Here is a 24,065-nt window from a genome sequence, read left to right on the forward strand (position 1 = left end):
CAATCCGGGAGAAGCATGATGCCCGCTGACGCGTTGCTGGTGACTGTCGTCGTCGTCGCGATCTTCGTCGCTTTGGCCGCAGCCTTGGCTTGGGCGGACCGGCAGACCAGTGCAGGCCGGCTCGACCCGGATTCCAAGCGCTGAAGCTCCTGAGATCGTCGTCCGATCTGACGCGCCGACCGCCGACGCTCGTGCAGCGCTCTGGCCGTGCGGCAGCGCCTCAACGCAATCACGACTTGCGCAATCTGCAACTCTGCATCGTTCCAAATGTAGTGGCACATCCTTCGGATGTTGCCTTCCGCCTAACCACGGCGTTTTCGCGGCATTTGCCTAAAACAGCGCCCGTGCTTTCCGGTTGAAAAGCCTGATAACGTTGACTAGGCAGGAACCCAATGCCTCGCAGTCTTAGGAGCCCAGTGGCGTGCCTCAGGACAAGACCGGCGACCCCCGACAGTCAGCGGGCAACAAACTATCGGTACTGCGCAAGCACCCGATCTTCGCGGATCTGGAGCCGGAGGCGCTCGATCAACTCTGCCGCTATGCCAAGCACACCACCGTGAAGCGTGGCGCGACGATCGCCGCCAAGGGCGATCCCGGTAACAATCTATTCGCGGTGGTCACTGGGACGGTGAAGATCTCCTCTTCGTCGCCGGATGGGCGGAATGCCATTCTCAATCTGATCGGTCCCGGAGAAATTTTTGGCGAGATCGCGGTGCTCGACGGCGCCCCCAGGTCGGCCGATGCCACCGCGAACACCAATTGCGAGCTCTACATCATCGATCGCCGGGACTTCCTGCCATTCGTGAAGAGCCAGCCGGCGCTGGCGATGAAATTCATCGAGCTGCTCTGCGCGCGCCTGCGCTGGACCAGCCAGCAGGTCGAGCAGGTGATCCTCCAGAACCTGCCGGGCCGGCTCGCCAGCGCGCTGCTCGGTCTTACCGAGGAGCGCAAGCTCGACTCCGGCAGCGGCACGCTCGCCATCACCCAGCAGGAGATCAGCGAGATGGTGGGGATGACGCGCGAGAGCATCAACAAGCAATTGCGCGCCTGGGCCGGCCGCAACTGGGTTCGTCTCGAGCACGGCGCCATCGTCGTGCTGGATACCGATGCACTGCGCGAACTCGCCGAGAGCGGCCTCTCCGGTGATTGAGAGCGGGCTCTACATCATTGAGCATCTAGCCATCGACGATGGCGACCGCGCGGGTCCAGCCCGCGGAGGCGCGTTCGATCTTGACCGGAAAGCATGAGATCGTGAACCCGCTCGAGGGCAATTGATCGAGATTGTGCAGCTTCTCGAGATGGCAATAGCCGATGTGCCGTCCTGCCTTGTGGCCTTCCCAGATCAGGCTGGCATCCCTTGTTTCGGCGTATCTCTTCGCGGTGTAGACAAACGGCGCGTCCCAGCTCCAGCCATCGGTACCGGTCAGGCGGACGCCGCGTTCGAGCAGGTACATGGTGGCTTCATAGCCCATGCCGCAGCCGGAATTGACGTAGTCGGCTTGGCCGAATTTCGCGCCGGCGCTGGTGTTGACGACGACGATCTCCAGCGGCGACAGCGTGTGTCCGATCCGTTTCAGCTCCTTCTCGACATCGTCGGCGCTCGCCACGTAGCCGTCGGGCAGATGCCGGAAGTCGAGCTTCACGCCGGGTTGAAAGCACCATTCCAGCGGCACCTCGTCGATCGTCCATGACCGTTCGCCGCGGTTCATGGTCGGATGGAAGTGCCAGGGCGCATCGAGATGCGTCCCGTTGTGGGTCGACAGCGAGACCTGTTCGACGGCCCAGCCCTGGCCGTCCGGCAGATCCTGAGCCTTGAGGCCGTCGAAGAACTGCAGCATGCGCGGCAGGCCCTGCTGGTGATCGATATATTGGATCGTCGGATGGTTGCCGGGCGGATCGGCCGTCACGTCGTTTCGGAGCGGCACTGAGATATCGATCAGCTTCCGCGGCATGGGCATTCCCTCGAGATGGTCCGCTGTTTCGAACATGTTGAGGGGGCTTCGTAGGTGGCGTCAAGTCACGTGCCGGCGACGTCGAGCCAGCCGCCGTACCCCACCCTAATGCGAATTGCGCCGGAAATTGATCGATGCAACTCTTGCATTGATCAATGCTGGATTTGGCTTGGACTCAGAATGCCGCCCGCCCTAGGGACGACATTGGCGCTTGACTTCACACCGGAAGTGGGGCGACCCAAGGCGGCCTGCAGCCGGCCCGACAACGACATAATCAACCCAGTCGACCAGGAGGAAAGCCCAGATGAAGACACTCACCGGTATCATCACAGCCGTTGCACTGGCGGTCTCAGCGCCCCTGGCGACAGCGCGCGATTTCCGCTCCGCCGACGTCCACCCCGCCGATTATCCGACCGTCGAGGCCGTCAAGTTCATGGGCAAGCAGCTCGCGGCGGCGAGCGGCGGCAAGCTCGGCGTGAAGGTGTTTCCCAACGGAGCCCTGGGATCCGAGAAGGACACCATCGAGCAGCTCAAGATCGGCGCGCTCGACATGATGCGGATCAACGCATCGCCGCTGAACAACTTCGTGCCGGAAACCATCGCGTTGTGCCTGCCTTTCGTCTTCCGGGATACGCAGCACATGCGCACCGTCCTCGACGGTCCCATCGGCGATGAGATCCTGGCGGCGATGGAGCCCGCGGGATTGGTCGGCCTTGCCTATTACGACAGCGGCGCCCGGTCCATCTACACCGTCAAGGCACCGGTCAAGTCACTCGCAGACCTCAAGGGCCTGAAGATCCGCGTCCAGCAATCCGACCTGTGGGTCGGCATGATCCAGAGCCTCGGGGCCAACCCGACGCCGATGCCCTATGGCGAGGTCTATACCGCGCTCAAGACCGGCCTCGTGGACGCTGCCGAGAACAACTGGCCGTCCTACGAGTCCTCGCGCCATTTCGAGGCCGCCAAGTTCTACAACGTCACCGAGCACTCGCTGGCGCCGGAAGTTCTCGTGATGTCGAAGAAGGTCTGGGACACGCTGAGCAAGGAGGATCAGGCCATGATCCGCAAGGCGGCCAAGGAATCGGTGCCCGTCATGCGCAAGCTCTGGGATGAGCGCGAGCAGGCCGCCCGCAAGACCGTCGAGGCCGCCGGCGTTCAGGTCGTGACCATCGCCAACAAGGCGGAGTTCGTCGACGCGATGAAGCCGGTGTACACGAAGTTCGCCGGTGACGAGAAGCTCCAGAGCCTCGTCAAGCGCATCCAGGACACGAAGTAAACAAAGGAGTGTCGGGTCCGGAGTCGCCCAGTTGCGGCACCGGACCCTCGCGAGGGAGGCGCGGGATGACAGACCCACACGTCGCAAGCCACGAGCACGAGGCGGTCACTGGTCGCCCGTCCACCGGATTGCTGTCGCGGATCAATGCTCCCGTCGCGCGCGCGGGCATGTATCTGTCCGTGGCCGGCCTCCTCGTCATCGTCGTCATCGTGTTCTACCAGGTGTTCGGACGTTACGTGCTCAATTCCAGCCCGACCTGGACGGAGAACCTTGCGCTGGTTCTGATCCTGTATGTCACCTTGATCGGCGCCGCCGTCGGCGTGCGCGATGCCGGACATATCGGCATGGACAGTCTCTTGGTGATGCTTCCGGATCACATGCGGGAGAAGATCGAGCTCGTGATCCACGTCCTGGTGGCCGTGTTCGGCATTGCGATGGCCTACAATGGCTGGATCCTCGGGGCGTCGGTCGGAACGGTGAAGATCCCCAATCTCGGTCTGCCTGAGGTGATCCGCTACGTGCCGCTGATCGCCTCCGGCATCCTGATCATCTCTTTTTCAATCGAGCACATCATTGCTCTCTTGCGCGGCGAAGAGGTCGTCCCCTCATGGAACTGATCATCCTCGGCGCCACCTTCTTCGGCTTCCTGATCCTCGGCGTCCCGGTCGCGTTCGCGATCGGCCTCTCGGCGATCTGCACCATCCTTTATGAAGGCTTGCCGGTCGCCGTCATCTTCCAGCAGATGATGTCGGGGATGAACATCTTCTCGTTCCTCGCCATCCCGTTCTTCGTCTTCAGTGGTGAGCTGATGCTGCATGGCGGCGTCGCCGACAAGATCGTACAGCTCGCCAAGAATCTCGTCGGGCACATCCGCGGCGGGCTCGGCATGTCGAACGTGGTCGCCTGCACCCTGTTCGGCGGCGTCTCCGGCTCGCCCGTCGCCGACGTATCGGCGATGGGCGCGGTGATGATCCCGATGATGAAGAAAGAGGGTTTCGACACCGACTACGCCGTCAACGTCACCACCCATGCCTCGCTGGTCGGAGCCTTGATGCCGACCAGCCACAACATGATCATCTATGCCCTGGCCGCCGGCGGCAAGGTCTCGATCGGCGCGCTGATCGCCGCCGGCCTCTTACCGGCACTGGTGCTGATGGTCTGCATGCTGGTCGCGGCTTACGCGGTCGCGGTGAAGCGCGGCTATCCGGCGGGCAAGTTTCCGGGCTGGGCCGAGGTCTTCCGCTCGCTTGCGGCCGCGCTGCCCGGCCTTCTGATCGTCGGCATCATCCTGGCCGGCATCCTGTCCGGCGTCTTCACGGCAACCGAATCCGCAGCCGTCGCGGTCACCTACACGATCCTGCTGACCTTCTTCATCTACCGCACCATGACCTGGGGCAATTTCCTGCGCGCCGCCTCCAAGGCGGTGAAGACGACGGGCGTGGTTCTGCTGCTGATCGGCGTCTCCACCATGTTCCAGTACCTGATGGGGCTTTACGAGGTGGCCGATCTTGCCGGCGAGATGATGAGCAAGGTCTCCACGCAGCCCTGGATGATCTTCCTGCTCATCAACGTCATCCTGTTCGTGCTCGGCACGTTCATGGACATGGCCGCGACCATCCTGATCTGCACCCCGATCTTCCTGCCGATCGCGATGAAGGCGGGCATGGATCCAGTGCAGTTCGGCATGCTGATGCTGATCAATTGCGCCCTAGGGCTGAACACGCCGCCGGTCGGAACGACGCAATTCGTGGGCTGCGCCATCGGCGGCATCTCGGTCGGCGCCGTGATGCGCACCATCCTGCCGTTCTATGCCGCGCTGATCGCAGCACTGATGTTCGTGACCTACGTCCCTGCATTCTCGCTGTGGCTGCCGCGCCTGCTGATGGGCTACAAGGGCTAGTAGCACCAGGGAGAAGCCATCAGTGACGGACTATCGCAAGCTCTTCGATCTCACCGGCAAGACCGCAGTCGTCCTCGGCGCCGCATCCGGCATCGGCAAGTCGTCGGCCGAGGCGCTGGCCGGGCTCGGTGCCCGCATCGTCTGCGCCGATCGCGCGCTCGACGCCGCGGAAGCGACCGCCGCCGGCATTCGCGACAAGGGTGGCTGGGCGGAAGCGGCTAGCTGCGACGCCGCAAGCGCTGCGGACGTCAACGCGCTGGCCAAAACCGTGATGCAGAAGTTTCCGCGGCTCGACATCGCTGTGACGACGCCCGGGCTCAACATCCGCAAGACCATCCTCGACTACACCGAGGAGGATCTCGATCGCGTCCTGAACCTTAACGTCAAGGGCACGGTCTGGTTCTTCCAGGCTTTTGGCCGCATCATGGTCGAGCAGAAGGGCGGCAGCATCATCGTCTGCTCCTCGGTGCGCGCGGTCACCATCGAGCCGGGCCTCGGCGTCTACGGCTCGACCAAGGCGGCGATCAGCCTTTTGGTGAAGGGCTTTGCCTCCGAGGTGGGCCACGCCGGCGTGCGCGTCAATGCGATCGCGCCGAGCATCGCCGAGACGGCGCTGACCGGCCCGTTCAAGCAGCGCCCCGATATCTACAATCTCTACGCCGGGCACACCGTGTTCAATCGCTGGAGCAGCGCCGACGAGGTCGCCACCGCTGTCGCCTATCTCGCTTCGGACGCCGCGAGCTATGTCAGCGGCAGCACGCTGTTCGTCGATGGCGGCTGGACTGCCGTCGATGGCCCGCCGACCGGCCTCACCCAGCTGCACAAATAGGGGCGGCTTCTGGAGCCGAATGGCCTTTAGGTGGATCGGTTGCCGCGGGCTCGTTCACCTCTCCCGCTTGCGGGAGAGGCATAGGCCACCATCGGTGGCCGTCCTTTCAAGGGACGCCGAGGCAAAGCCTCGGCTACGGCGAAGCGCCGGGTGAGGGTTCTCTCCTCGAGTGGATTGTCCATTGCGGAAGCACCCTCTCCCCAACCCTCTCCCGCAAGCGGGAGAGGGAGCCTACCTCCGCCATCGCAGCTATCGAGCCTCATCTCATCCCGTTTAGCCGGTGAAGCCTGCGCGTTGGCGCAGCTCCTTCCGGTCTGCGCTGGTCAGCAGCGCGATCAACGCGGCCGCCTCTCTTGGATGTGCGGCCCGCGCGGTCACGCCGGCCGTGTACATCGTCACGAGTTCGCAGCCGGGCGGCAGCGACCCTGACAGCGCGATGCCGTCGGTCGCGATGATTTCGGTCGCCTGCGTGCAGCCGATCGGTCTTTGCGCGGTGGATGCCGCAAGCTCCCGCATCGCGGTTGCGCCGTTCGGAAAGATCTTGAGGCGTGAGGCGACCTCATAGGCGATGCCGAGCTGATCCAGCACTTTGGCGACGTGCTGTCCCGCGGTCGAGGCCTTGGTGTCCGGAACGTAGATCGCATCGGCGCTGCGCAAGACCTCGCGCAAATCGGCCTCGCTCTTCACCGTCACCTTGGGATCGCGGCTCCGAACCGCCAGCGCGGTCTCGACGCGGCCGACATCGGCGATCGAGGAGGCGGTGACAAGCTTCTCCTCGGCAAGCTTTGCAAGAAGCGCTTGCGTCAGGATCACGAGATCGGCCGGCGTTCCCGCTCGCAGCTTGTCGGCCATGAACCCGACCGCGCCGAACTCGCCGTCGATACTGAGGCCGGTCTGCGCCTTGAAGGCGTCGGTAAGGCCGCGCACCAGCCCCTGCGCTGCGCCACCGCTCAAAATGTTCAGTGTCGTCACGATGCAAGCTCCGCCGCTGCAATGATCCTGTCGCGCGTGATCGGCAGGTCGCGCACGCGCACGCCGAGGCAATCGTAAACCGCATTGGCGATCGCTGCCGTTACCGGGCCGTGCGCGGCCTCACCGGCGCCGACCGGCTCGATCTCCGGCCGCTGGATGATCTCGACATCCACCGCCGGCACCTCGCTGAACCTCAGGATCGGATAGTCGGTCCAGGAGGTCGAATTGATGCGCGTCCGATCGAAGCGGACACGCTCCTTCAGCACCCAGCTCGTCGCCTGGATCGCGCCGCCTTCGATCTGGTTGATGACACCGTCGGGATTGATGGCCTCGCCGACATCGACAGCAAGCGTCAGCCGCTTCACGCGGATGTCGTCGGTGCCTTCGATCTCGGCAATCGCGGCGCAATAGGCTCCCATGTTCTTGTAGCGCGCAAATCCGACGCCGTGACCGATGCCGGTTCGCTTCTGCGGCTTCCACGCGGCACGTCGCGCTGCGGCGCGGATGACGTCCTTGGCGCGCTCGTCGCGCAGATGACGCAAGCGGAATGCGATCGGGTCCTCGCCGCGCAGGGCGGCGATCTCGTCGAGCAGGGACTCGATGGCGAACACGTTGCCTTGCGCGCCGAGGGTCCGCAGCGCTGAGGTCCGCACCGGCATCGTTAGCAGCCGGTGGCTCGTGATCGTCCGGGCCGGGAGGTCATAGAGTGGAACGGCGTTGCGATCAGCGCCGCCGCCATTCGCGGCCGGCGGGTTGGACGAGATCATGCGCGGGTAGGGGTTTGCGATCTCGGTCGCGGCAAGCAGCGCCGGCTGTGCCGCGCGCCCCGGCCGCGCCGCGTGGCCATTGCTCCAGATCGCGTGGCGCCAGCCGGTGATCTCGTTGTCGCCATCGAGATCGGCCTCGATCTCGATGGCCATGGCCGCGCCGAATGGTGCGTGGGTCATCTCGTCGTGGCGCGACCATTGCACCCGCACCGGACGGCCACCGGCCGCCTTTGCCAGCAGCACGGCATCGAGCGCGACGTCGTCGGCCGCATTGTGCCCGTAACAGCCCGCGCCCTCCATGTGCTCGACGACGATATTCTCGGCCGGCAGCTTCAGCACGATCGCGAGATCCGCACGCAGCAAATAGACACCCTGGCTGTGGGTCCAGACATGGACGCGATCGCCCTCCCATTGCGCCATGGCGCAGGATGGCGCGATCGAGCCGTGTGCGATGTAGGGGCGGGTGTATTGCCGGCGCAGGGTTTGGATCGGCTTGTTTGTCGCTGCCGTCCTGGTGTCGATGACGGTGGTCTCGACCGGCTGGTTCTTCAGAAAGCCCGCGAGATGGTCTTCATCGGGCAGCGGATCGCCGGCCGACCATGTCGCGCTCTTGCCCAGGGCTTTCACCGCGGCTTCCGCCGCGGCCACGCCATCGGCAACGACGCCGGCAAAACCGCCGTCGCGGACGATCGCGACGAGGCCAGGGACAGCGCGTGCAGCCGTTTCGTCGAGTGCAATCATTTTTGCGCCCGAGACGTCCGGCCGCAGCACGCGTCCGTGCAAAAGGCCCGGCAGCGCATAGTCGTGGATGAAGCGCGGCCGCGCGAACACCTTGTCGGGAATGTCGACGCGCTGGACCGAATGTCCGGCGAGGGCGCGCTTCGTAGCGCTCTTCGCTGTCGCGCCCGCGGTGGCGTCGTGATCAAGCGAAACCTCGCCAGCCAGCTCCCAATAGCTGGTCCTGACATTGCCGGGACCCGAGATCGTGCCGTCATCGATGCCGAGCAGCGCCGCATCGACGCCGAGACGCTCCGATGCAGCAGTGAGAAAGCGCCGGCGCACCTCGGCACAGGCCTGGCGCAGCGCGCGGCCGGATTGCTGAATCGACAGGCTGCCCGAGGTGACGCCTTCATTCGGGCTCCTCGCCGTCGAGGCGCGGATCATCTCGACCCTGACGATATCGACATCGAGCTCGTCCGCTGCAATTTGCGCCAGCGCCGTGACGATGCCCTGGCCGATCTCGACCTTGCCAGGCGAGATCGCCACACGGCCTTCGCCGGTGAACCGCACCCAGGACGACAGTCTTGGATTGGCTACGAGGCTAACCGGTAGCTTCGGGGCAGGGGACGGCACATTCATGACGTCGCCATCTCCGATGCTGCCCGCAGCACGGCGCGGACCATGCGGTTGTGCGATCCGCAGCGGCACAGATTGCGGTCCAGCGCGGCTCTGACGTCGGCCTCCGTCGGCGACGGATTGCGCTTCAGCAGGGCTGCCGCACTGATCAGGATCCCCGAGACGCAATAGCCGCATTGCATCGCCTGTTCGGAGATAAAGGCGCGTTGCAGCGGGTGGGGCTTCTCCGTTGTGCCAAGGCCCTCCACCGTGACGACGTCCTTGCCCGCAACCGACCACATCGGCATGTCGCATGAAGACATCGCGCGGCCGTCGACCATGACGTAACAGGCGCCGCACTCACCGGCGCCGCAGCCGAAATGCGTACCGGTGACACCGAGCCGGCTGCGCAGCACGTCGAGCAGCGTCTGGTCCGGATCGGCATCCACAGCGGTGGCTGCGTCGTTGAGCTGGAATTGAATGGCAGGCATTCTCGCGCTAAGGCCTCACGACTTGTCGAACTTCTTGACGACGTCGGCCCATTTCTCGATGTCGCCGCGCAGGAATTTTTCGAACTGTTCCGGCGTCATCGACATGGGCACGGCGCCCTGTTCTGTCCAGAGCTTGACGATGTCGGGCCGCTTCACCATTGCGTTGACGGCCGCATTGAGCTTGTCGATGACGGGCTTCGGCGTACCCGCGGGAGCCATCAGGCCTAGCCAGATCGTCGCCTCATAGCCTGGCACTCCGGCCTCGATCGCGGTCGGCACGTTCGGCAGCACGGCCGAGCGCTGCTTGCCGGTGGTGGCGAGCGCGCGCACCTGGTTCTCGCCGATGTTCGGCGCCATTGCCGGTACCGCGTCGATCATCATCTGCACCTGTCCACCGATCACGCCGCTGCGCGCCTCGCCGCTGTTGCGATAGGGCACGTGGACGATCTCGACGCCGGCCATGGCTTTGAACAGCTCGCCGGCCATGTGATAGGGCGTGCCCTGGCCGGAGGAGGCGTAGTTCAATTTGCCCGGCTGCGCCTTGGCGAGCGCGATGAACTCTTGCAGCGTCTTCGCTGCGACTTGCGGGTTCACCACGATGACGAGATCGGAATAGTTCACCGGCGCGATCGGCGCGAGGTCGCGCATCAGCTCGTATTTGCGCTTGTCGGGTGTCAGCAGCGATTCATTCGCGGTCTGGGTGTTGGACATCATCAGCAGCGTGTAGCCGTCGGGTGGCGACTTCGCCGCTTCGACCGTGCCAATGACGCCGCCCGCGCCGGTGCGGTTCTCGATCACGAAGGGCTGGCCAAAGCTCTCCTGGAGCACGTTGCCGATCAGCCGGGCCGCGACGTCCGCAGGGCCGCCGGCGCCAAAGGGCACCACGATCCGGACTGCGCGGGTGGGATAATCCTGTGCCAAGGAGGGGGCTGCGGAGAAGGCGCCGAGCAGGCCGACGGCGACCACCAGCATAAATCTTCGGGCTTTCATGCCCACCTCCCTGACGTCGTTCTTGTTGGCCGGCACTGTAGCGGCAGGGGATGTGGACTGTCGACGGCTGACAAGGCCGATCGTGCCGGGAATATCGGGACGGTATCGGTGTGGCTGCGCCGCTCTTCGCAGTCGCGGCAGGAACCGGCCGCGCACGTGATCTGAGCAAATCGCATGGGCATTGCCGGATAAATGCCCTCGGCTGACAGGTATTTTGGTGTTACGAAATTGGCCATGAACCAGCACGCCAAAATCGAAATCCGCCATTCGACCTGTCCGCATGATTGCCCCTCGGCCTGCGCCCTCGATGTCGAGGTGATTGAAGGCCGCAGCATCGGCCGCGTGCGCGGTTCGAAGCAGCAGACCTATACGGCCGGCGTCGTCTGCGCCAAGGTCGCCCGTTACGCCGAGCGCATCCATCACCCCGAGCGGGTGACGTTTCCGATGCGCCGCATTGGGCCGAAGGGCTCCGGGCAATTCGCGCGGATCTCCTGGGACGAGGCGCTGGACGAGATTGCCGATCGCTTCAATCAAGCCGAGCGCGAGTTCGGCGCGGAATCGATCTGGCCCTATTACTACGCCGGCACAATGGGCCTGGTGATGCGCGACGGCCTCAACCGCCTCACCCATGTGAAGAAATATTCGCGCTTCTATCAGACGATCTGCGCCAATGTCGCGCGCATCGGCTTTGCGATCGGCACCGGCAGGATCGCCGGCGTCGATCCGCGCGAGATGGCGCTGTCCGACCTCGTCGTGATCTGGGGCACAAACCCTGTCAACACCCAGGTCAACGTGATGACGCACGCCTCGCGCGCGCGCAAGGAGCGCGGCGCGAAGATCGCTGCCGTCGACATCTACGACAACGAGACCATGAAGCAGGCTGACATCAAGATCATCCTGCGGCCCGGCACCGATGGCGCGTTCGCCTGCGGCGTGATGCATGTCCTGTTCCGCGGCGGCTATGCCGACCGCGCCTATATGGACAAATACACCGATTGCCCTGATGAACTCGAGGAGCATCTGAAGACGCGCACACCGCAATGGGCGTCCGCCATTTGTGGCCTGCCGGTGTCGGAGATCGAGGCCTTCGCGAAAGCGGTTGGCGAGACCAAGCGCACCTTCTTCCGCTTCGGCTACGGCTTTACGCGCAGCCGCAATGGTGCCACGCAGATGCACGCGGCAAATTGCATTCCCGCAGTGACCGGCGCCTGGCAATATGAAGGCGGCGGCGCCTTCTTCAACAATTACGCGCTGTGGCATTTCAACGAATCCATCATCGAAGGCCACGACGCGATCGACAAGACCACGCGCGCGCTCGACCAGTCGCAGATCGGCCGCATCCTCACCGGCGATGCCGAAGCCCTGCAGGGTAGGGGCCCGGTCAAGGCGATGCTGATCCAGAACACCAATCCGATGACGGTGGCGCCGGAGCAGGCGTTGGTCCGGAAGGGCTTTGCGCGCGAGGATCTGTTCGTCGTGGTGCACGAGCAGTTCATGACCGAGACCGCCGAGATGGCTGACATCGTGCTCCCGGCGACCATGTTCATGGAACATGACGATCTCTACTACGGCGGTGGCCACCAGCACATCTCGGTTGGGCCAAAGCTGATCGACCCGCCCGGCGAATGCCGCTCCAACCACGAGGTGTTGCAGGCGCTAGCGCCGCGGCTTGGCGCCAAGCATCCGGGTTTTGAGATGACGCCCCGCGAATTGATCGATGCGACCTTGAGGCTCAGCAATCACGGCGACATCGCCGGCCTTGAAGCTGATATCTGGCGCGACCTGCAGCCGGATTTCCGCACCTCGCACTATCTCGACGGCTTCGCCCATGCCGACGGGAAATTCCACTTCAGGGCCGATTGGGCACATCCGCCGTTCGGCGTGACGATGGGCGATGTCGACAAGATGCCGTCCTTGCCGGACCATTGGGCCGTGATCGAGCAGTCCGACCAGGCCCATCCGTTCCGGCTTGCGACCAGTCCGTCGCGCAGCTTTCTCAACACCACCTTCAACGAAACGCCGTCCTCGCAGGCGCGCGAGGGCAAGGCGAGCGTGATGATCCATCCCCTGGATGCCGCCGCGCTCGACATTGCCGATGGCGACGCAGTGACAATGGGCAATACTCGCGGCGAGACCACGTTGGTGGCGAGGCTGTTCGAGGGCGTGCGGCGCGGCGTCCTGATCGCGGAGTCCGTCCATCCCAACAAGAACCATATCGGCGGCCGCGGCATCAACATGCTGACGGGCGCCGAAACCGTCGCGCCGATCGGCGGCGCCGCATTCCACGACAACAAGGTCTGGATCAGGAGGGCGGTCGTGGCCTGACGGCACTCCGCCTTGTTCGCCTGCAAATTTGCGTCGAGCCGCTGAAGCGCCGCCGCGCCGTAGTTTGTGCTTGCACCTTGCGCCGGAGCTGCCGCAAATGGAGGCGCGAAGCGACGGAGCGAGCGTCCCATGACCGACACCACAGCAATCATCACCGAGAAGCGCGGGCAGGCGTGCTGGATCACCATCAACCGTCCGGAAAAGCGCAACGCACTGAACGGTGAGGTCATCGCCGGCATCAGCAAAGCCTATCGCGACGCGCATGAGGACAAGGATGTCCGTGTCATCGTGCTGACAGGTGCGGGCGACAAGGCATTCTGCGCGGGCGCGGACCTGCAGAATTCGGGCGCAGCGTTCGCCATGGATCATTCCAAGCCCAATGTCGACTATGCCGATCTGCTGCGCTTGTCGCAGAACGCAACCAAGCCGGCGATCGCGCGGATCGGCGGCGTCTGCATGGCCGGCGGCATGGGCCTGCTCTGCATGACAGATATGGCGGTCGCTGCCGATCACGTCATCTTCGGTCTGCCGGAGGTGAAGGTCGGCGTGTTCCCGATGCAGGTGCTGAGCCTGCTGCAGCGCATCGCGCCGCCGCGGCTCGTCAACGAATGGGCGCTCACGGGCGAACCGTTCGACGCCAAGGCGGCGCAGGCCGCGGGCCTCCTCAACTACGTGGTGCCGGCCGCCGAGTTAGATGCCAAGGTCGACTGGTTGATCGGCCGCATCGTCGACAAATCGCCGACCGCGATCCGCCGCGGCAAATACGCCATGCGCGCCATCGCCTCGATGTCATTCGACCAGAGCATCGCCTACACCGAAAGCCAGATCGCGCTGCTGGCCATGACCGAGGACGCCAAGGAAGGCCTGAAAGCGTTCAGCGAGAAGCGCAAGCCGTTGTGGTCGGGAAAATAAGTGCTGGACCCCAGGCTGCTGTCGCACCGGCCATGGCTTAGCTTTCGTTCCGATGGTGGAGTTGTGCAGAACTGGGAGTAACGGTCGCCGCCGATCGCGGCTGGGATATACTTTAAATGAAAGCCCGGTCAGTCCGGATGCTCCAGGGGGCTCCGAACTGATGGGCAGCATTTCACGATTTACTGCCCTTTGCGGCGAAGTTTTTTGGGAGGGGAATTAGTGAAAGCACCTTCCAAACGACCTGCTCTGTCGTCCGAAAGTCGTTTCGACGGGGCCGTTCTCTCGGTTCGGGTGTTGCGCGATTGGATCCGAAAATATGCTGACTTTTTAGAAGCTTGAGGAGCAACTCCTATTATTCCGCTCAGTGCGAGCGTTGCGCGAATTCGATCTGGATCACTGCTGAGCGATGGCGGCTTCGTGCGAGGCGCGTCGACGGTGCTCGCCTCGATCGGCCCGCTCGTCTCGATCCTCCGCAACACCATGTCGGGCACTTAGCCAGCATATCCTCCTCCGACCAGCTTGCGGTCCGATAAAGTGCAGCAGCGTTTGATGCTATGAGTTCGCCCGCAGGGTGATGGAGCTCGACCAGCCATCCGCACAAGATGACCAGACACGGGAGAAGTCGCCCGATGCATCGACCGGCCGATGCGAAGTGGGCCGTGCACGCCGGCAGAAGCTGTCAGCTCCTCGAGTGCGGACGCGCGAATTGAGACCGGTTAGTCGCGGCTGGCTTTCCGCTGGCGGCGATTCCCTCGGCATTCAACGTCCGATCGCACTGGCATTATGCGGGTATTATGAGGGTATTATGAGGGCATAATACGGTGCGATCGGAATTTGCTATGTTGATTCAATGTCTTGCGATGGTTCTGGCTAGATCTTGGCGGGCGCGCGCGAACGAGCCCCAAAAACCAGCTGTCGCCTCAGCTCCACGGACCCCCGCGTAGGGCGGGAGCAGATCTCAAGTGATGAATAGAGCGGCCCTCAGCGGGAATTGGGTGCAATTTCCGACTTGCAGGAGACGGATGCGATGTTGGCGCGTCGTCCATTATACGTTTCGAGATCAACGTGTCGCATTGCTCTATCCACACCCGCGTCATTCAGACCAGCAAGGGTGATACCGCTGCGGCGCGGTTCGCTTACCAGACTTGCTCGACCGCAGACGATCGTTTCCGGCACGTCGACTACCGGTGCTATGCCCCTTATCACGTCGGAGGAAGCGTGCTGCTGCCGATGGGGGCACCGGAGGAGTTGGCGGAGTGGAAGAATTTTTCCAAGGCCGTCATTTCCGGGGAGACGCGGCGGAACGCACAAGAAGGCAGAGTTCTCGATTTTGCATTACCGCGCGGGGTCGCCCGTGAGCTGCTGCTGCCGCTTGCGGCGTTTGCGCTGTTGCCCTTCGTCGAGCTCGGGATGGCGGTGCGGCTCGATGTCGAGTGCGTGCACGCGAGCGACGGTGAGCCCAATCCGCACGCTCACGCCTGGCTCTCGCAACGTGAGCTGAAGCAGGGCGGTTTCGGTCTGAAGGTGCGAACTTGGAACGCGCTGTTCCGGCGCGATGGCTGCAGGTACATACGGGCCCTCGTCGCGGCGAGGCTCACGTTGGGCTGTGCGATCCTCGGCGTAGAAGCCTACGTCGATCCGCGCCGCAATGATGTGAGAGGAGCTGGCGCTCCGGAGTTGCGGCTGACGCGGGTGCTGTGGAGAATGTACAATGAAGGTAGGCATGTCGAGGCGATCGAGCAGCTGAAGGCGAGCCGCCAGCCGAAGGGAGATCGCATGGCGGCGAAGCATGCCCCGGGGCCGGTGGTTGCGAGTGTAAGGGTAACGAACGCAGCCACGTATTACCGTGACGATGATGAGGAGGCTGCCGAACTCCTGAGGCGGTTTGCGGATGCCGCGCAGAAGGCCGGTTATGAGCTGGAGGTGGCATCGGGCTCGCCGGCGTTGGCGCTGAGCGGGACGGCTGTTGCCTTCGACGGTCGGGCCTTCACGATCGCAGACATCGGCAGCTCGGAAGATGCTGCAATCGTCGCGCGGTTTGCGCGCCGGCTCGAATGGCCGGGCCTGGTGGTCGAGGGAGGTGCACGCCTTGCCGATCTGATCGCGATCGCTGGCGCCGCCGAGGGCGTGTTCATGATCAATCGAGCTCCCTCGGCCGGAGCCCGTGATCTCATTGCGCGGGCGTCCTACAGCGAGATGAAGGCCGACATTGCGCACCACGATCCGCTCGGGATCGCTGCAGGGTTCTTCGCGAACTCTGAGGCGAACAAGGTTGCCGCGCGGGCGGCGGAGGCGCTCGATGCTGCTCTGCAGGTGGATGCGGGCTGCGATCCTCAATCGCCGGCAAACCTGGTGGTGCCGAACACCGCCCCGGCCGGGTGGAGCAATGTCGCCGAGCCGGCATCCGTTATCGCGCCGATCGCAACGTCGGACAATGAGAAGCGCGTGGCCGCCGGTTGGGATGATGTGAGGCGAACCGCTGCTTTCTCTTCCGAGGCGACCGCTCGAACGTCTGGAGATCGCAGTGAGGCTCGCCGGCCGCCCAGAGTGGGCGTGATCTCCAACCCTCCTCGATCGCCCGCAGACCTGAGGGCGCCGAGCACCGCTCCGCTCCGGCCGAACGAGGTCGCCGGCCTGGCTTCAGCGGTTGCGCCCATGGCGACGTCGGGCAACGACAGCCCACGCGGGGCCGCTGGTGCCGATGCGAGGCGAACCGCCGGTTCGTCGTCCGAACCCTTCGAAGGCCTCGAAATGCTCCCGCAGGACGATTCCTGGAAGGTCAAACCCGATCCAAGCAGGTCGGCGCGCGATGCGCTTGCACTCGAGGTCGGTTTCAGGCGGGAGCGGCAAATTCACGAGGAGCTTGACGAGTTCCTGCGTCGGAAGACGCGGCAATCGTTCGGGCTTCGGCGTGAGGGTGCCGTTTCGCCTAGGAACGCGAAGCTTCAGCAGCCGACGAGGCGTCCCCAGCCGATCCCGCAGTGGCCTGCCGAAATTCCCGCCGTCGATCAGGCGGAAGAGACGGAGGAGTCCGACTACCAAGCGCCGCGTTCCTGACGCTCCGACACTGCGGTCTTGCGCTCGTGCATCAGCTCATGCTCGGCATGCAGAAAACCGGCCTGTCTCAAGGGGCTGTCGTTAACCATGCGTATTGAACGAGCGCTCTGCTCGGCTGGAATATTCCGAGAACAAGTGCATATTGGAGCTTACCCTCGCGGATCCCTGCGAGGCGGCCGCCGCCGGTGGTTGCGACACCAACGACGGCCTGACCAAAACCGACTACTGAGGAGTCAGCCATGGCTAAGTGCCACTATATCGCCGATTCGGCGATCCTTCTTCCGTCCTTTCCGATGCACTGTGTCCGGTCCGATGTGACCGGCGGTTGCGCTTTAGTGCCCGGTGTCGGATCCACGGCGGACGGCATGTCCCTCCTCGCCATTACCATCACCATCAGCTAGGCACGGATCGCCAGGCCCGACGTCATGCGGCGCGACGGCGTCGCATGAATCGGTGCCGGTCCGTTGCATTGCGTTGGCAATCCCGCGGGTCGGGGACGCCAATCCTGGCGGCCGCGATCTCTGCGGATCATGTCACGCAAGCTGCGATGACGCCTGCGCCCTGCGATGTTTGGCAGGACGTCCCGTGGTGCGTCAGCCGGTCCGAAGTCGACCTCGCGATCTCCCAGAGGACAGAGAGATCGATCCATGAAATTTCCCAACGAGACCATCCCGATGGTGCAGCCCTGCACCCACACGATCTATCGCCCGTTCGGCGGCGTCGAAGGCTATCGCCAGATCCACGATCCGGCCGGCCGGCTCGCCGTCACCGCCTTTCCCCTGGCGATGGCCGGGAGCCTGGCGGCGACCTGTAATCTGTGGTCCGCGTGCTACGTCATTGTCGGGCGAAACGAAGCCTATATCGGGGAGAGCAACCGCGCGGTCAGGTGCGTCGCCGAGCACGCCACGGACCCCGCCAAAGTCTGTGGCGCGGAGGCCTACCTGCTCCACGCGCAGGAGCCGCATACACTGCCATGGTCGGCGCGGCTCCGCCTCGCACACCGTCTGAACGAACTCGCCAAACAGGCGGGTCCGGTCACCTTGGCCAACACCGTTGAGCCGCGGGGCCTTCCTTGCCGGGTCGAACAGGCCGCAGCGATTGAGCGGCTGGTGGCCGATGGCCGTCGCTTGCTGTTCGATGCCGGTTGCCGGATCTTCAACGCCAAGGTTGTGGGCGAGCTGCCCGCGGAAGTCGAATCCGATGACAACCAGGATGTGAACGAGGTCGTCGAGATCGGCTTGCCGATGGCGTCGCCAGCCGAAGGCGAGCTCGAATTCGACTATTGCGGCATCTGGGCGCGCGGCCACCACGATCGCGAAGGGTTCGTGGTCCGGTCCGGCTCGGAGGTGCGCAACGTCGAGACCCCGAGCCTCAGGCAGAACATCAAAAAGCTCCGCGCAGATCTCCTCGCCATGGGTGTCGTGGTGCCGATCGCCGGCATCAAGGATCGCCTGCGCTTCCAGGTCGACTGGCACTTCTTTTCTGCCGCGGTTGCGGCCAAGTTCGTCGCGGGAGCGCACGTGGCCGGCACCAAGTGGGTGCGCCCGCGCACTCCCGGGCCGATCGCGCGCGCGGAGTAGGGGAGCGGCCAGATGTCCAATTCCACGACGATGCCGGGGCACCAGCCCCGGCAAGACGGCGAGGCCCATCTTCCCGGCCATCATGGTGAAGGCGGCGCGCCGATCAGGAGCACCGAGCCGTCCGGGCGGCGACGCATCCGCGCGCGGGCCGTGACGGTCGCATGCTTGATGCCTCATCGCCGATCGTCCGTGCGCTCGTCGAGATCTCGCCCCTCAGGTGGTGGCGGTCGATGCCGGCCGACGCCTTTCGGGCGGCGGAGTACCTCGCGGTCCGGTCCGCGCTCGAGGAGGTCGCAAGGCTGATCGAAGGCGCCGAGGTCGAGCCGGCGCTGCAAGGGGATGCCGAAGCGGCCATCGCGCTGGTGCGCTCCTTGATGCCGATCAGAAAGCTCGGCGGCATCAAGGTCGACATTGCGATGACCGCGCTGCTTGCCCTCGCGCTCGCAGGTGAGCCCAGGTGCGCCCTCGTGCTCGCTCACGTGATAGATCGCGCCGAGCACGATGCCCAAAAAGCAGATCAGCTGTGCGCCTCCTGGTTCGCATTTCGCTTCGGCCGCTCGACCCGGTGCGGCGGCTTCACCCCGGCCGAGACAGCCTTGCTGAAGACGCTGCGGGCCTTCGATGCCCTGCGCCCGGGCAGGGAAGGCTGAGCATGAGCTTTCTGCCGTCTTCCATCCCCAAAACCAACATGCTGACCGTCGGACCCACCGTGCGGAAGCATGCGGAGCCTGGCGCAGGTGTATCCTGCGCACAGGACGCCCCCCAGGGCGGTCGACGTCGTTGCAAGGGGCTGTCGACCCCCAACCAGGCTAGCGCTTTGGCGCCTCGGGCTAGCGCTTTGGCGCCTTCTTCCGCCGTTCGAGCCAGTCTCTCGCAGCCTCCTCAAGAATCTCCGAGGCACTGGTGTCGTCCTCGAGAGCGACGCGCTTGATCGATTTGATCAGCTCGGCGTCGAGGGTTGCGAAGAAGTTGCGTCTTGGCTGCGGGACCGCCGTCTTGCCTGCTTTTGCGGGTTTTCCTTGCTCGGCCATGGGCTCTCCGTGGGTGATGAGGGGCAAGGATTCTCCGGTAGGCGAATCCTTGAATCCGGGCCGAATGTAGGTCGCGTTCAGCCAAATGGCCATAGGTAACTTGCTAGATATGTACATGTCCTATTCTCATAGCGATAAAGATGAACATTGACATAGGCCAATGTTTATGGTTCGTTCCTGCCCGCAATGACTGTGGCGAGGGAGTGTGATGGCGCGTGAGGAGAGGGATTGGCGGGGCGAGCTCGTGCTGGCCTATCCGGATTTATTTCACCCGGCCAGCGATCCGCCGCCGGTGCGGACCTTGCCGGACGTCGCCGATGGCTGGCGCGATCTGCTGGAGCGCGTCTGCGCGCGCATGCAAGCGGCGCTGCAGCAGGGCGAGACGATCCGGATCATCCAGGTCGACAAGAAATCCGGCACCCTGCGAGTCTACTGGCGCGGCGACGTGACGCCGCAGACCGCTGCCAGGCTGCACGAGGCGATTGCCCTTGCCAAGGCACGCTCCACCTGCACCTGCGAGTCGTGCGGTGCGGAGGGGCAGCTTTGCTTTGTCGGCAGTGTCTACATGATCCGTTGCGCCGCCCACGTCCAAGGTGAGCTGATTCCTACCCCGTCTGGACGGGAGAACGTCCACCTTGTCCGTGTCTCGATGGCGGACGGCTACCGGATTGTGGCGCGGCGCTACGACCGGGTGGCCGACCGTTTCGCTGACGAGGACCCGGCAGTTCGAGAAACGAGGAGGCCTGAGACAGCTGTCACAGCGGATTGGCGCATCGATCTCATGCAGGCTCATCCGAAGCTGTTCGCGATCATCCAGTCCAAGCCTCAAGCGTCGTTCGGCTATCCATCCTGCGAGGCAGGGTGGCACGATGTTCTCGACCAGCTTTGCCGGAGAATTGAAGCCGCATTGGCGCACAATGAGACCTTCAAGTTCGCCCGCATCGGCACCAAACTGGGCCTGCTCTGGATCAAGTGGGAGGGCGAGGTCTCGGGCGAGAGCCGCGCGAAGATCGAAGAAGCCATCAGCCTCGCACTCCAGCGCGCGAGCTGGACCTGTGACATCTGCGGCCTGGAGAGATCGGTCGCTGCAGCATGCTGACGCCTTCAACACGCTGCTTTCCGAACACACCATGGGCATTGCCAGAAGGGCAGGCCATGGCCGGAGCGAGAACATCCGTCGGCCGCAGGGGCCTAGCTTCGCCTGCCCCCGGAGGGGGGACCCCGCCTGCGCGCGGAATGGAGCGATAGGATGGCTCGATTCCGGTGCGCGGCCTGTGAGCGCGAGGGCGCGTGCGATTACGAGCCGCACCGCCATGAATGTCCGCTCTGCGGAGCGGCGGACGTCGTGTTCGCGCTTGGCATCGATGAGCTGCCGGAAGAGCTCGTGGCGGCGCTGCTCGATGCCGAGCCTCTCGATGACCCCGACAATGATGAGGACTGACGTGCGTCTATGGGTTGTGTCGGATCTGCATGTGGAACTAACGCGCGGCTGGGACCTGCCGGCTCCCGATGCGCGGCCGCGGTTCGACATCCTGGTGGTCGCCGGCGATCTGATCCCGCGCATGGAGCGGGGGGTGAGGTGGCTGCTCGAACGCGTCCCCGATCGGCCGGTGATCTACGTGCCCGGCAATCACGAATTCTACGGCGCCGATATCGATCGGACGGTCGAGAAGGCGAGAGCGGCGGCTGCCGGCACGAACATTCATGTGCTGCAGCACGACTGCGTCCGGATCAGCAATGTCATTTTCGCCGGTGCAACAACGTGGACGGATTTCGATCTGTTCGGCGACGCGAATCGCGCCATGTTTCTTGCGGGCGAGCGCATGAACGATTTCCGGAAGATCCGGATCGGTGGCTATGCCAGGCGGTTCCGACCGCCGCACGCGCTGATCCGGCACCAGCAGGCTCGTGCATTCTTCGAATCGCAGATGCGCGGGCCCCGTCCGGGCAGGCTTGTCGTGATCTCCCATCATGCCCCTCATCCCGGCGCTACATCGCTGCCGTCCGATCCCCCGAGGCCGGACGAGATCCTCAGCGCCGCCTATCGCAGCGACCTGACCGCTCTCATGCGCCCGGCGGCCAATGACGGATACGGCGCGCTGAAGCCCGCTGACCTCTGGATCTACGGCCATACCCACGAGTCCGACGACACCGTGATCGGCGCAACGCGCGTGGTGTCAAACGCAAAAGGCTACGGACCCTGGCTGCCGCAGCAGCGCGCCTGGGACAACCGGAGCTTCGATCCAAAACTGACTATCGAGATCTGAAGGGGCAGCGAGATGCCATGACGGATTCGGAAGACCACCGGACGCAGGCGGACGTGCTTACGTCCTTTCCATGACGGTAAAACAAGGTGCAAAAGTATGTGTGACACGACAGACGCCCAGAGCCCCAACGACTCCTTTATCTCGGCCAAGACCACGACCGCGATCCCTGTGCGACACCCGGCACTCCGCAATGCACTGATTCAGGCGTCGCTCGATCCGCAGGTGCGATCCATCGATTACATCGCCAGCGCCCAGGTTGCCTCCGTGCAGGTCGCGCTCGATGCCGTCGTCCTCCAGCACGAGGATGGTCGTTATGTCCTCGACATCGTGCCGGCGCGACGCATCGTCGACCTCGACGAGGGAGGCCTCGTGCTAATCGCGCTGGAAGAGCTCGAGCTCGAGCCGCGTGTTCTGACGGCCGAAGAGCTAGGCCGCGAGCCGCGCCGTTCCAACGCGAACCTGGTCTGGGCGTATAGCGGCGTGACAGTTCCGGTCGGGTTGCGCCTGCGCATCCAGCAAGTCCTGCTCGAGGAGGGGCCGATGGCGCTCGGCCAGCTCCTGAAGTCCTTGGACGGAGAAGGTGATGCCGCGGTGGCGGTGATGGCGCTCGCCTGCGCCAATCTCGTCTGTCTTGATCTCATCACCCAGCCGCTGAGCCCGACCACGCTTGTCCGGCTCTGCGTGCAAGCGGAGCACGCATGAGCTCTGAGGATGAGACAGGCGATCTTCCGGCTGTCGTGGAAGACGCCGTCTCGACAGGCGCGGCGGCGGATTCCGCCGACTGTGACGAGCGGTTGAAAGGCCTGCCGCGCCTCCTGCGCTATGCCCTACTGAGCGTCGATGGGAGCGAGCACGTCGTGGAGCGGTTGATTGCAGAGATCCATGAGCTGTGCCCGCAGCTGCCGCACAGTGTCGCCTGGGCGTTCGCGCGCACGCTTGACGCCGGGCTGGCGCTCGCCGCCGAACTCGATCATCGTGCGGTCGCTCAGGATGAGCCGAACCTGCGGAGCCTGGCCGATTGCGTCCGGCTGCTGTCGCTGCCGACGCCGCACGGTTCTGACCATTTCGAGGAGCACCAAAGGGTCGGCAAGGCGTTGGTCCACGCCCTTCATGTGAGCGCCAGGCATCTGGAGCAGGAACTCTGCTGCGAGCTTGAGCGGTTCACCTTCGGCTGGGCAGCGCTACCGGCCTGCACCAGCATGCTGTCCAGAAGCGCGTCGGCGGCGACGAATGCGGCCTATCTTGGAGCCCGCATGGCGGAGCACCGTGTCACTGCCGCGAAGGCGGCGGTCCGGAGGAAGCTGGAGGAAGGACACCGGAGACAGCAGGAGGCCGAGGCGCGGGAAAAGGAGAAGGAGAACACGGCCGCCCGGCCGATGCCGCCGGCCACCGACGGGGAAGCCATTCCCGAGCGTCACGTCATGGTCGCGCGTCTGTACGAGAGCGAGATAAAGAACCCCAAGCTGAAAGATATCCTGGGACCACTCAAGCACGCCATCAACACGCCCCTGCCGCTGATCGAGGTGCCGCCGCTGCACGGGGTCCGCAACGCGCTGACGTTCGAGTTTCCCTATGCGATGAATGTGATCGACTTCGCGCTGGCCGATCTGGTCGGCCGTGCGACGGTCCGCCTGCGGCCGCTGCTATTGGTCGGCGATCCCGGCGGCGGCAAGAGCCGGTTCGCCCGGCGCCTCGGCGAGACCCTCGGCGTCAGCGTTTGGCGGGAGGACGCCGCGCGCGCCGATGGCGCGATGTTCGGCGGGACCGACCGGCGCTGGTATTCGGCCGAACCCTGCCATCCCTTTCTCGCAATTGCGCGAGGCAAGATTGGAGACCCGCTCGTGCTGATCGACGAATTGGAAAAGGCGGGCACGCGGTCCGACTATGGCCGTTTGTGGGATTGTTTGTTGAGCTTTCTCGAGCCCGAGACAAGCGCCCGATATCCCGATCCCGCACTTCAGACCACCCTCGATCTCTCGCAGGTCTCCTACGTTGCGACGGCCAACAGCATCGAGCCGCTGCCCTCGCCGATTCGCGACAGGTTTCGCGTGGTGACGTTCCCAATACCGTCTGCCGACGACCTCGACGCGCTGCTTCCGGCTGTGCTGGCCGACCTCGCACGGGAGCGTGGTCTCGATGCGGCCTGGATGTCGCCGCTGGACGGCGCGGAGCGCGCGGCGATCTCGCAATACTGGCGCGGCGGCTCGGTGCGGCGGCTGCGCCGTATGGTGGAGGCCATCCTGCGTGAGCGCGATCTGCGGGCATCAAGGAATTGAGTATGGCCAGTCGGCAAACATCGGCCTCGTCAACGGGCCCATGGAAGGCTACCCCGGGGTACCAGCATGGCGGCGCCTGCGACGCCGCATTGGCTTCCCAGATGG

23 protein-coding genes are annotated in these 24,065 nt (G+C 64.4%); 17 read left to right on the forward strand and 6 right to left on the reverse strand.

Going from position 1 to position 24,065, the window contains the following annotated elements:
* The first annotated feature begins 18 nt into the window (after positions 1-18).
* Together ACNJX8_RS14050 and ACNJX8_RS14055 are read left to right on the forward strand one after the other, a co-directional pair.
* Positions 19-144, forward strand: a complete 126-nt coding sequence (locus ACNJX8_RS14050; protein ID WP_439410338.1) for a hypothetical protein — start codon at positions 19-21, stop codon at positions 142-144.
* 277 nt (positions 145-421) lie between these two features.
* Positions 422-1,150, forward strand: coding sequence for a Crp/Fnr family transcriptional regulator (locus ACNJX8_RS14055; RefSeq protein ID WP_128932588.1), 729 nt, complete (start codon positions 422-424; stop codon positions 1,148-1,150).
* A gap of 25 nt (positions 1,151-1,175) precedes the next feature.
* Here the strand turns inward: ACNJX8_RS14055 and ACNJX8_RS14060 are convergent, their stop codons facing one another.
* Entirely contained in the window at positions 1,176-1,952 is a 777-nt protein-coding gene (locus tag ACNJX8_RS14060; RefSeq protein WP_439361099.1) for a cyclase family protein, read from the reverse strand.
* Between the two features lie 304 nt (positions 1,953-2,256).
* Here ACNJX8_RS14060 and ACNJX8_RS14065 point away from each other — a divergent pair, with 304 nt between their 5' ends.
* The 4 genes from ACNJX8_RS14065 to ACNJX8_RS14080 all read left to right on the forward strand — a co-directional run bounded on the left by ACNJX8_RS14065 (position 2,257) and on the right by ACNJX8_RS14080 (position 5,957).
* Positions 2,257-3,228 carry a TRAP transporter substrate-binding protein gene (locus ACNJX8_RS14065; RefSeq protein ID WP_130215081.1) on the forward strand — a complete coding sequence of 324 codons (972 nt, stop codon included), beginning with the start codon at positions 2,257-2,259 and terminating at the stop codon, positions 3,226-3,228.
* 65 nt (positions 3,229-3,293) lie between these two features.
* Positions 3,294-3,845, forward strand: a complete 552-nt coding sequence (locus ACNJX8_RS14070) for a TRAP transporter small permease (protein ID WP_128932589.1) — start codon at positions 3,294-3,296, stop codon at positions 3,843-3,845.
* Positions 3,836-5,128 carry a TRAP transporter large permease gene (locus ACNJX8_RS14075; RefSeq protein ID WP_128932590.1) on the forward strand — a complete coding sequence of 431 codons (1,293 nt, stop codon included), beginning with the start codon at positions 3,836-3,838 and terminating at the stop codon, positions 5,126-5,128. The genes ACNJX8_RS14070 and ACNJX8_RS14075 overlap by 10 nt, the downstream gene beginning before the upstream one ends.
* Positions 5,129-5,150: 22 nt before the next feature.
* Complete coding sequence (locus ACNJX8_RS14080) at positions 5,151-5,957, forward strand: SDR family NAD(P)-dependent oxidoreductase (RefSeq protein ID WP_439361101.1); 807 nt, start codon at positions 5,151-5,153, stop codon at positions 5,955-5,957.
* 273 nt (positions 5,958-6,230) lie between these two features.
* Here ACNJX8_RS14080 and ACNJX8_RS14085 read toward each other — a convergent pair whose 3' ends face one another.
* Genes ACNJX8_RS14085 through ACNJX8_RS14100 form a run of 4 tightly spaced genes read right to left on the reverse strand, consistent with a single transcriptional unit; the run spans position 6,231 to position 10,512 of the window.
* Complete coding sequence (locus ACNJX8_RS14085) at positions 6,231-6,929, reverse strand: molybdate ABC transporter substrate-binding protein (RefSeq protein ID WP_249756819.1); 699 nt, start codon at positions 6,927-6,929, stop codon at positions 6,231-6,233.
* Positions 6,926-9,055, reverse strand: a complete 2,130-nt coding sequence (locus ACNJX8_RS14090; protein ID WP_439361103.1) for a molybdopterin cofactor-binding domain-containing protein — start codon at positions 9,053-9,055, stop codon at positions 6,926-6,928. Before ACNJX8_RS14090 ends, ACNJX8_RS14085 begins: the two co-directional genes overlap by 4 nt.
* Positions 9,052-9,522 (reverse strand): (2Fe-2S)-binding protein, encoded by a 471-nt coding sequence (locus tag ACNJX8_RS14095; protein ID WP_439361105.1) that lies wholly within the window; start codon positions 9,520-9,522, stop codon positions 9,052-9,054. The genes ACNJX8_RS14090 and ACNJX8_RS14095 overlap by 4 nt, the downstream gene beginning before the upstream one ends.
* A 15-nt stretch (positions 9,523-9,537) precedes the next feature.
* Positions 9,538-10,512, reverse strand: coding sequence for a Bug family tripartite tricarboxylate transporter substrate binding protein (locus tag ACNJX8_RS14100; RefSeq protein ID WP_249756816.1), 975 nt, complete (start codon positions 10,510-10,512; stop codon positions 9,538-9,540).
* A gap of 234 nt (positions 10,513-10,746) precedes the next feature.
* Between ACNJX8_RS14100 and ACNJX8_RS14105 the strand changes: the two genes are divergently transcribed.
* The 6 genes from ACNJX8_RS14105 (at position 10,747) to ACNJX8_RS14130 (ending at position 19,036) form a co-directional block, all read left to right on the forward strand.
* Positions 10,747-12,837: a molybdopterin oxidoreductase family protein gene (locus ACNJX8_RS14105; protein WP_439361107.1), complete on the forward strand. Its 2,091-nt coding sequence runs from the start codon at positions 10,747-10,749 to the stop codon at positions 12,835-12,837.
* A 129-nt stretch (positions 12,838-12,966) separates the two neighbouring features.
* The gene (locus ACNJX8_RS14110) at positions 12,967-13,749 is read left to right on the forward strand and encodes an enoyl-CoA hydratase/isomerase family protein (RefSeq protein WP_439361109.1); all 783 of its coding nucleotides are present in this window, start codon (positions 12,967-12,969) and stop codon (positions 13,747-13,749) included.
* A gap of 1,065 nt (positions 13,750-14,814) precedes the next feature.
* Positions 14,815-16,806: a MobA/MobL family protein gene (locus tag ACNJX8_RS14115; RefSeq protein ID WP_439361111.1), complete on the forward strand. Its 1,992-nt coding sequence runs from the start codon at positions 14,815-14,817 to the stop codon at positions 16,804-16,806.
* A gap of 239 nt (positions 16,807-17,045) precedes the next feature.
* On the forward strand, positions 17,046-17,207 hold the full coding sequence (locus ACNJX8_RS14120) for a hypothetical protein (RefSeq protein ID WP_439361113.1): 162 nt from the start codon (positions 17,046-17,048) through the stop codon (positions 17,205-17,207).
* Between the two features lie 246 nt (positions 17,208-17,453).
* Positions 17,454-18,386 carry a hypothetical protein gene (locus ACNJX8_RS14125; protein ID WP_439361114.1) on the forward strand — a complete coding sequence of 311 codons (933 nt, stop codon included), beginning with the start codon at positions 17,454-17,456 and terminating at the stop codon, positions 18,384-18,386.
* A 230-nt stretch (positions 18,387-18,616) separates the two neighbouring features.
* Positions 18,617-19,036: a hypothetical protein gene (locus ACNJX8_RS14130; protein WP_439361116.1), complete on the forward strand. Its 420-nt coding sequence runs from the start codon at positions 18,617-18,619 to the stop codon at positions 19,034-19,036.
* 180 nt (positions 19,037-19,216) lie between these two features.
* On the opposite strand, the gene ACNJX8_RS14135 is transcribed toward ACNJX8_RS14130, so the two are convergent.
* Complete coding sequence (locus ACNJX8_RS14135) at positions 19,217-19,417, reverse strand: ribbon-helix-helix protein, CopG family (protein WP_028173141.1); 201 nt, start codon at positions 19,415-19,417, stop codon at positions 19,217-19,219.
* Between the two features lie 208 nt (positions 19,418-19,625).
* Here ACNJX8_RS14135 and ACNJX8_RS14140 point away from each other — a divergent pair, with 208 nt between their 5' ends.
* The 5 genes from ACNJX8_RS14140 to ACNJX8_RS14160 all read left to right on the forward strand — a co-directional run bounded on the left by ACNJX8_RS14140 (position 19,626) and on the right by ACNJX8_RS14160 (position 23,960).
* Complete coding sequence (locus tag ACNJX8_RS14140; protein WP_439361118.1) at positions 19,626-20,516, forward strand: hypothetical protein; 891 nt, start codon at positions 19,626-19,628, stop codon at positions 20,514-20,516.
* A 150-nt stretch (positions 20,517-20,666) separates the two neighbouring features.
* A complete protein-coding gene (locus ACNJX8_RS14145; RefSeq protein WP_439361119.1) occupies positions 20,667-20,858 on the forward strand; it encodes a hypothetical protein in 192 nt (63 codons plus the stop codon).
* 1 nt (position 20,859) lies between these two features.
* Positions 20,860-21,684 carry a metallophosphoesterase gene (locus ACNJX8_RS14150; protein ID WP_439361121.1) on the forward strand — a complete coding sequence of 275 codons (825 nt, stop codon included), beginning with the start codon at positions 20,860-20,862 and terminating at the stop codon, positions 21,682-21,684.
* 96 nt (positions 21,685-21,780) lie between these two features.
* Entirely contained in the window at positions 21,781-22,386 is a 606-nt protein-coding gene (locus ACNJX8_RS14155; RefSeq protein ID WP_439361123.1) for a hypothetical protein, read from the forward strand.
* Positions 22,383-23,960, forward strand: coding sequence for an AAA family ATPase (locus tag ACNJX8_RS14160; protein ID WP_439361124.1), 1,578 nt, complete (start codon positions 22,383-22,385; stop codon positions 23,958-23,960). Before ACNJX8_RS14155 ends, ACNJX8_RS14160 begins: the two co-directional genes overlap by 4 nt.
* Positions 23,961-24,065: the final 105 nt, after the last annotated feature.

The sequence above is a fragment of the Bradyrhizobium sp. SPXBL-04 genome (assembly GCF_051853035.1).
GTDB lineage: Bacteria > Pseudomonadota > Alphaproteobacteria > Rhizobiales > Xanthobacteraceae > Bradyrhizobium > Bradyrhizobium zhanjiangense.